This is a genomic window from Desulfobacula sp. (assembly GCF_014237455.1).
Taxonomy (GTDB): domain Bacteria; phylum Desulfobacterota; class Desulfobacteria; order Desulfobacterales; family Desulfobacteraceae; genus Desulfobacula.
The window spans coordinates 1-5,087 of sequence record NZ_JABZFL010000039.1; the positions used below are offsets into that span (position 1 = coordinate 1).

Here is a 5,087-nt window from a genome sequence, read left to right on the forward strand (position 1 = left end):
GGTGTTTGAAAAAATGTCTGAAATAATGGATATAAATTTGTTCCTCCTTACTCCATCCAATCAGTTCTTTTTTGATATCAAATCAGAAAGACAGATAGGGAGAATGGCCTTAAGGGAAGACACATCGATAGATCCCGAACTATTATACTATGAGATGACAAATCCGCTGCTGTCATCTCTGGGAATATCGGGAAAAGGGTTTCATTCCTGCCTTGAAGCGTTTAATTATCATGAGCCGTTTGATGATCTGTTTCAGGATCCCTTAAATGAATCATCCGAATCCAATACCATGCTTTCAGTTCTCCAGTCAGACATATTAAATCTTATCCATCGAAAACAAGGATGCCGGGACGCTCCTGTCACCATTGCTGCATCTGATACATCTATTTGTGTTCATGCCTGTCATTCCCCCATGAGGGAAGCCCAGGTGTTAAAAGATCTTTTGTTAAACGAGTTTGAAAAAGACCCTGACCTTGCCCCCCATGACATCATTGTAATGATGCCGGATATTGAAGCGTATGCGCCGTTTATCGAATCTGTCTTTTCTTTGGAAACGTCTTTGCCATTCTCCATCAGTGACCGCAGGAAAAGATCTGAATCAGAGCCTCTGGATGCTTTCTTAAAGATACTGGCACTCAGGAACACCCGGCTTGAGCAAAGTTATGTGCTCGATCTTCTGCTGTCTGAATCGATTGCTAAAAAGTTTAATATTACCTTTGATGAGATCGGTATGATTGAAAAAATGGCTGAGGATGCCGGGATTCTCTGGGGCAGAGATGCCGGGCACAGAGAAACCTTAGGCTTGCCGCCCTTTGAAGAAAATACCTGGCAGTTTGGATTGCAGCGGCTTTTTATGGGCATGGCCATGCCGGAAAATCAAGATGTACTGGTACAGAATATCCTGCCGTGTCAGTCCTTTGAAGGGCTTGATCTTGAGGTGCTGGGCAAATTAGCAGCCTTTTGTCATGCCCTGTTTTCATGTCTTGAAACCCTTGCCGGTCAAAAAACAATTGAGAAATGGTGTGAGGCGTTAAAGAAAATAGCTGTTTCACTGATGGACCGGAATTTTAAAAATGGGGAAGACCTCACTTTTTTGATCCAGACCATTGATCAGCTCAAAGAAGACGCTGAAAAGGCAGGGTTTGATGGAATGGTTTCGTTTGACATGATTTTTGCTGCCATTGAGCAGAAGCTTGATCTCAATATTTCCCAGGGAAATTTTCTGTCAGGGAACATCACATTTTGTAATGTCATGCCCATGCGCAGCATTCCTTTTAAGATTGTCGTTTTGATGGGAATGGATGAAAAATCCTTTCCCCGGCAGGCCTTCAGCCCGGGATTCAACCTGATAAAAAAATATCCAGAGACTGGTGATAAATCAAAAAGGGATGATGACGGGTATCTGTTTCTTGAGACTCTGCTGTCAGTAAGGTCAAAGTTTATTATCACTTATACGGGGATGAGCATACAGGATAACTCAAATATTCCCTGTGCCGGGGTCATCAGCGAACTTTTGGACGTTATGGATCAAAGTTTTGTTTTTCAAAAAGGGGTCTCCCGTCATTTTTTTCATCCGCTTCATTCCTTTAATGAAAAATATTTCAACCAGACCGATTCGTTTTTGTCTTTTTCAAAGGACAATTGCAATATTGCAAAGGCGCTTTCCCCAAACAGATCAGGAAAGGACAGATCCCGAACCCGGGTATTTGTCCGGCCATCTTCCAAAAAAGAATCAAAAGATCCGCCACCGACCCTTACCCTTGATGAGATGATCCGTTTTTTTAAGAATCCTGTTCAAGGGTACATGAAAGAAGGATTGCACATAAAGCTGCCGGACATGGAAGACCAGACCCATGACAGGGAACTCTTCACCTTATCCGGGCTGGATCAATATACCCTTGGCAGTCTTTTGGTTGAAAAAAAATTAAAGTCTTCCAAGTCTGAATCTTTCAGGGAAACTCAATTTTATCCAGTGCTCAAGGCCATGGGCAGCCTTCCTTTTGGAGAGAAAGGTAAACTTGAATATGAAAAAACGGTCAACCTTGCCGGGCCTGTCATCAATGCCGCCAGGGACATTGCAGCTAAAAAATTATTGCCCCCTGTTGCTGCACAGATAAATATAGACAGCTTGATAGTTTCAACAAGTTTCCCCGATATCAGGGAAGACGGATTATACTTTGTGACGTATGGAAAGCTTACTAGTGCAAGACTGCTTTCAGGCTGGATCAGGCATCTGTTTTTAAATATCAGTGCCCCTGTTGACTATCCCAAGAAAACCATCCTTATCGGACGGGACCCCAAAGGGAAAGAGCCAGTTGTAGCCTGTTCGTTTCCTTCCCTGGAATCGGTCGCACTTAAATATTTTAAGGAGTTGATTCAAATTTATGGTAAAGGGAGAGAATATCCTTTTTATTTTTTTAGCGAAACTTCCTGGCAATTTATACAGGCCCTGTCAAAGGAAAATTTTGATCTGGACCGGTCAGAGCCTGACAGGGAGTTGGTTTTTAAAGCCATGAATCACTCAAAGACCAAGACCAGCTGGCATGGCGGGTATTATCAAACAGGGGAAAAGGAAAACCGGTATGTCTCTCTTTGTGTTGAGAATAACGATCCTTTTGAAAGTGTTGATGCACTGCTTTCCTCCGGATTTGTCCAAAATTCTATAACCGTGTACAAACCCTTGATGGAAAATCTGAAAATAATATCATGAAGCCTCTGGGCTCGTTTACTCAACGGAGCTAAGGATACTATTTGAATGGTTGAATATTTGAAAAGTTATGAATTATGTAAGTATTCATAACTTTTGGCTGATCGAAATTTAAGAGATGCCCATTGAATTGAATGAATGTTTTTTATCTCCAATAAAAGGTAAAATGAATCTTGATAAATTTAATTCTGCCTTGTCCCATATATTTTAATTTTCCACCAGTGCCTAAAAAGACAGTCCATACCATATGTGGTAAGCTTATATTTTCTTAAAAGCCCGGACTGGTGAAAGAAGCGCTCGGGGAATTTGACTCCTGACAGATAATACCATAATGACTCAGGAGGAAATCGGCCCCAATAATATTATTTTTTCTATAATTTGATCATCGTTCCTTGACCTTATTATAAATATTTAAGATACTATCAATTTGCCCAAGATAACATAAGTTCCGGGCATCATTGAATTGACAAAAAAAATTTTCTTATCTCGTCTCCTGACTTAACATCTAATCTTCACCACCCATCTCTTTCAACACCTTACGCATATAAGGTACCCTGTTCGTGAAAATCCCATGTACTTTATATTGAAGAGCTTTCTTAAGATCCTTTTTACTGTTGACAGTAAAAGTATTTATCTTTTTTCGTAGAGAACGTGCAATCTTCACAGTTTCATCAGTAAGATGCTTAATATTGGGATGAAGATAATTAACCTTTGTTTCGATAAGCCAGGCTTTCAGGTCTGCTGGTGGTTCATCTATAAGAAGAGCTGTCTTCAATTTTGGCCTGTAGTCAGCAAGGACAAGAAGAGGTAGATGAAAAAACGATGAAATGATAATCTGTGATGAAATTTCATAGTGTTCTATCATATCAATGATTTCTCTTTCCAGGTGCTTTTCCTTCAACTCAATATTGAGCATAATATCGGTATCCTTTGCCAGAAGAAGCACTTCTTCTAGTAGAGGAACCCTCTCATTCTTGGAACCAAGCTTAACTTTTCTTACTTCTGTAAAATTAGCTTTCTTCAGTGAAATATCATGCCCGGCTATCCGCTGAAGATTGTCATCGTGAACTACATAGAGATGCTTTTTCTTTCCTTTCCGGACATCAAACTCAATCCACTCAGCCTTCTCACGAATTGCCCTTTTAAAGGATACAATAGTATTTTCTGGTTCTTTTTCAGGTGACCCACGATGGGCATATAATTTAATCATGGCAAACTCAATCAACTCTATATTTTATTCGAAATAATATTCGAATAATAATTAAAAAACTAACCTATATTTTATTATTATTTTTCAATCACAATTCCTTTAATAAATACTATTTAACTTAATGGCCAATAACATATTTAACACTATCATCAAAACACACAAATACACACAAATAGGGATGCTGTCAAAGCAATTTGCGGTAAAACCAAATTAGAATATCGAAATAATGGAAGATATGCCCGTATTGAAGCAGGCACACTCAAGTCAATCGAAGACATTATGAGTTCATTCGAAGAAACTTATGAAGAATTGTTAAAGTACCAAAATTATTAATAAAGAAAATATTGGGACCTCTTAATATATATGGGACTGTTGACTTTGTCTATAACAGCTTAGGATAAGGTCCTATCTGTGGGCTTTCACTGGTATTTTAAAGACTCAGTCCAGACAAATTGAAGGCCCCCCCCACATATTGTGTATAGGACTTTTTCAGTTTTGAATTCTTGGTTCAACTTTATGACCTTGTAGCAGTGTTATAGGCCATTCTTCAACTGTAATTTTTATAATATATCTTTGGAACAAACAATCAAGAAAAAACTTCTCCATTACCCTTTCAAATGTTTTTGATTTTTAGGGCATCCCGTATTTATGCTATTAATAGTTCACTGCTTCAATTTACTAAATTTAAGTTTAATGTATACCAGCGTTATTTTTATTCACGATGACATTTGTTTTCATTGAAATTAAGGAAATAAAAAATAGTATTTGTTTTCCCACACATCTTTAAGAGACTTGAAAGCCTATGAAAATTTACGGAAATTTAGAGGGTGCATACTCACAAAAGAATAGGACCTTATCGGCCAATATATTATTGATACTTTCCCTCTTCGTACGTATCAATCGCTGGTTGATATACCAAAAATAAACCTTGGCAAAATGATATGCACTTACTTTTTATTTTCCTTTTTTCTTTTCTTATCTATATCGGGGTCACCCATTAAAGGGCAGGTCACCCATTAAAGGGCAGGTCAAGAGAAAAAACACCTCCCCAAACGAAAATTAAGTTATTCGCTTGACCTTGATACATTGAGTCAACTACATTTGCTGTTTTTCCTCTTTTCCACACCCGTTATTTCTATTCTTGTGGATTAGGGTTCGATTAATATCGAC

The 5,087-nt window shown here is 38.5% G+C and carries 2 protein-coding genes; one reads left to right on the forward strand and one right to left on the reverse strand.

Going from position 1 to position 5,087, the window contains the following annotated elements:
• A partial coding sequence (gene recC / locus HGJ91_RS05790) for an exodeoxyribonuclease V subunit gamma (RefSeq protein ID WP_291346759.1) occupies positions 1-2,710 on the forward strand: 2,710 nt, incomplete at its 5' end.
• 502 nt (positions 2,711-3,212) lie between these two features.
• Here recC and HGJ91_RS05795 read toward each other — a convergent pair.
• The gene (locus tag HGJ91_RS05795; protein WP_291346760.1) at positions 3,213-3,917 is read right to left on the reverse strand and encodes a glycerophosphodiester phosphodiesterase family protein; all 705 of its coding nucleotides are present in this window, start codon (positions 3,915-3,917) and stop codon (positions 3,213-3,215) included.
• Positions 3,918-5,087 lie beyond the last annotated feature (1,170 nt).

Bases quoted from the DNA above. Each gene is read 5' to 3' on its own strand.
- HGJ91_RS05795 (WP_291346760.1), bottom strand. From the start codon at position 3,917: ATGATTAAATTATATGCCCATCGTGGGTCACCTGAAAAAGAACCAGAA.